The following is a 3,150-nucleotide window of genomic DNA, read 5'->3' on the forward strand; positions in this document are numbered from 1 at the left end:
AGATATTAAAGGAATGGCGGGCAGGAGAAGCACAACTTTTGGGCTATCCACCCTATATTATTGCTTCAAACCAGCTTTTGGCAAATATTGCAAAAACTAATCCTAAAAATATGGAAGAACTTTCGCAGTTAAAGGGAATGGGAAAACGGAAAATCAGGGATTATGGAGAAGAAATTTTGCTGATTTTGGAAAATTTTTATGATATGAAGATTTAAAATAAAACAAAGGTAACTAAATGGATAATTTTAATAATAATGAATATACAAATATGATAAAAGACTTGATACACGATACTAAATATATAGAAAGATCTAATAGAGGGAAAATACAAGGATTAAGACAATATGCGGAAATACTTGTGAGAAAGATTTTAAATCTTGGAAGTAGCATACAAATAACATTGGGAGAAATAAGAAATGATTCAAGAAACGAGGCAGTAGTTACTTCCTTGAATTTATTAGAAAATGATTTTAGAAATAAATTAATTAAAACTGTAAATGAAATAAGAATAATTGGAAATAACGGAACACATACTAGTCATACAGAAACATTTTCTAATGAGATTGTAGAAAAAACGGAAGATAGAGTTATGGAATTATATGCTTTGATTTTTATCAAGTATTTTCTGGATATTCGGATAGATATATATACTTCACCCATAATATTACATGTTTTTTCTATTTTACCTCCTATTATTAGATATAAAACATGGAAATATTTATTTAAAAAAAATAAAAATAATATTCAAGTAGCAAATAAATTATGTTTATCAATAATTAAAGCATTTAGTAAAGAAGAAGCATATAAGTGGTTACAAAAAAATATGAGAGTAATAAAATCAATACCCTATCCAACTGCTAAAGAAAAAATTAAATACATAGAAACTGCAGGTATTCAAGTTTCTCCAACACAGTATCAAGTAAGTTTAAATTTTGATAGATATAATAATATGTATGATTTGTTGTATGATAAAATTAAGGATTCTAGAACTTCTATTAATGAATCAGGAAAAATGTATACAAATTTTGAAGAAGCTATAAAATATTATCGTAATTTTAAATCCTCTTATAATATTCAAAAATATACAGAAGAAATTCAAATACTTTACTCTTTAATGGATTTTGTATATCTTGGGAGAAAATCTGATGAAGAAATACAATAATTTTTAAAATATTTCAAAGACAAAAGATTTAGAATGTAGTCTAAAAACTATATAATTAGAAACAAAGTTTAAAGATTGTATTTTTTTGAAAAAATTAATTATAAGCTTTCTAGTTTTATAGTATTTAGCAAGTAATTAAAATTTCTTGTTACTAACATAATTTCTATTTTCTAATGGAATTTAGTATTATTTTTGGAAATTAGTGGTATAATAAAATAAAGTTAGATTTAATAAAAGAAATTGAGAAAATAAAACAAAGAGGGAAAATATTACTGGACAGCTTTTGTTGAGTGTGAAAAAACAGATAAATTTAATAAAAACTCTGGAAAAGATAATTTTACACAAGATGTAAAAGAATTTAAAGATGCTAACCCAAATTATATGGAATATTTGACGGAAGATGAAATGGAACTGTACAAGATATTAAAGGAATGGCGGGCAGGAGAAGCACAGCTGTTGGGTTATCCGCCATATATTATCGCTTCAAACCAGCTTTTGGCAAATATTGCAAAAACTAATCCTAAAAATATGGAAGAACTTTCGCAGTTAAAGGGAATGGGAAAACGGAAAATCAGGGATTATGGAGAAGAAATTTTGCTGATTTTGGAAAATTTTTATGATATGAAGATTTAAAATAAAACAAAGGTAACTAAATGGATAATTTTAATAATAATGAATATACAAATATGATAAAAGACTTGATACACGATACTAAATATATAGAAAGATCTAATAGAGGGAAAATACAAGGATTAAGACAATATGCGGAAATACTTGTGAGAAAGATTTTAAATCTTGGAAGTAGCATACAAATAACATTGGGAGAAATAAGAAATGATTCAAGAAACGAGGCAGTAGTTACTTCCTTGAATTTATTAGAAAATGATTTTAGAAATAAATTAATTAAAACTGTAAATGAAATAAGAATAATTGGAAATAACGGAACACATACTAGTCATACAGAAACATTTTCTAATGAGATTGTAGAAAAAACGGAAGATAGAGTTATGGAATTATATGCTTTGATTTTTATCAAGTATTTTCTGGATATTCGGATAGATATATATACTTCACCCATAATATTACATGTTTTTTCTATTTTACCTCCTATTATTAGATATAAAACATGGAAATATTTATTTAAAAAAAATAAAAATAATATTCAAGTAGCAAATAAATTATGTTTATCAATAATTAAAGCATTTAGTAAAGAAGAAGCATATAAGTGGTTACAAAAAAATATGAGAGTAATAAAATCAATACCCTATCCAACTGCTAAAGAAAAAATTAAATACATAGAAACTGCAGGTATTCAAGTTTCTCCAACACAGTATCAAGTAAGTTTAAATTTTGATAGATATAATAATATGTATGATTTGTTGTATGATAAAATTAAGGATTCTAGAACTTCTATTAATGAATCAGGAAAAATGTATACAAATTTTGAAGAAGCTATAAAATATTATCGTAATTTTAAATCCTCTTATAATATTCAAAAATATACAGAAGAAATTCAAATACTTTACTCTTTAATGGATTTTGTATATCTTGGGAGAAAATCTGATGAAGAAATACAATAATTTTTAAAATATTTCAAAGACAAAAGATTTAGAATGTAGTCTAAAAACTATATAATTAGAAACAAAGTTTAAAGATTGTATTTTTTTGAAAAAATTAATTATAAGCTTTCTAGTTTTATAGTATTTAGCAAGTAATTAAAATTTCTTGTTACTAACATAATTTCTATTTTCTAATGGAATTTAGTATTATTTTTGGAAATTAGTGGTATAATAAAATAAAGTTAGATTTAATAAAAGAAATTGAGAAAATAAAACAAAGAGGGAAAATATTACTGGACAGCTTTTGTTGAGTGTGAAAAAACAGATAAATTTAATAAAAATTCTGGAAAAGATAATTTTACACAAGATGTGAAAGAATTTAAAGAAACTAATAAAAATTATATGGAATATTTGACAGAAGATGAAATG

At 24.2% G+C, this 3,150-nt stretch carries 4 protein-coding genes; all 4 read left to right on the top strand.

Going from position 1 to position 3,150, the window contains the following annotated elements:
* On the top strand, window positions 1-215 hold a 215-nt coding region (locus HMPREF1552_RS02205; protein WP_021743415.1), incomplete at its 5' end, for an HRDC domain-containing protein.
* A gap of 20 nt (window positions 216-235) precedes the next feature.
* A complete protein-coding gene (locus HMPREF1552_RS02210; RefSeq protein ID WP_021743416.1) occupies window positions 236-1,162 on the top strand; it encodes a hypothetical protein in 927 nt (308 codons plus the stop codon).
* Window positions 1,163-1,567: 405 nt separating this feature from the next.
* Window positions 1,568-1,795: an HRDC domain-containing protein gene (locus HMPREF1552_RS12690; RefSeq protein WP_231370729.1), complete on the top strand. Its 228-nt coding sequence runs from the start codon at window positions 1,568-1,570 to the stop codon at window positions 1,793-1,795.
* 20 nt (window positions 1,796-1,815) lie between these two features.
* Window positions 1,816-2,742, top strand: coding sequence for a hypothetical protein (locus HMPREF1552_RS02220; RefSeq protein WP_021743416.1), 927 nt, complete (start codon window positions 1,816-1,818; stop codon window positions 2,740-2,742).
* Window positions 2,743-3,150 lie beyond the last annotated feature (408 nt).

Source organism: Leptotrichia sp. oral taxon 879 str. F0557 (assembly GCF_000469385.1).
Lineage (GTDB): Bacteria > Fusobacteriota > Fusobacteriia > Fusobacteriales > Leptotrichiaceae > Leptotrichia > Leptotrichia mesophila.

Bases quoted from the DNA above. Each gene is read 5' to 3' on its own strand.
- HMPREF1552_RS02210 (WP_021743416.1), top strand. From the start codon at position 236: ATGGATAATTTTAATAATAATGAATATACAAATATGATAAAAGACTTG.
- HMPREF1552_RS12690 (WP_231370729.1), top strand. From the start codon at position 1,568: ATGGAACTGTACAAGATATTAAAGGAATGGCGGGCAGGAGAAGCACAG.
- HMPREF1552_RS02220 (WP_021743416.1), top strand. From the start codon at position 1,816: ATGGATAATTTTAATAATAATGAATATACAAATATGATAAAAGACTTG.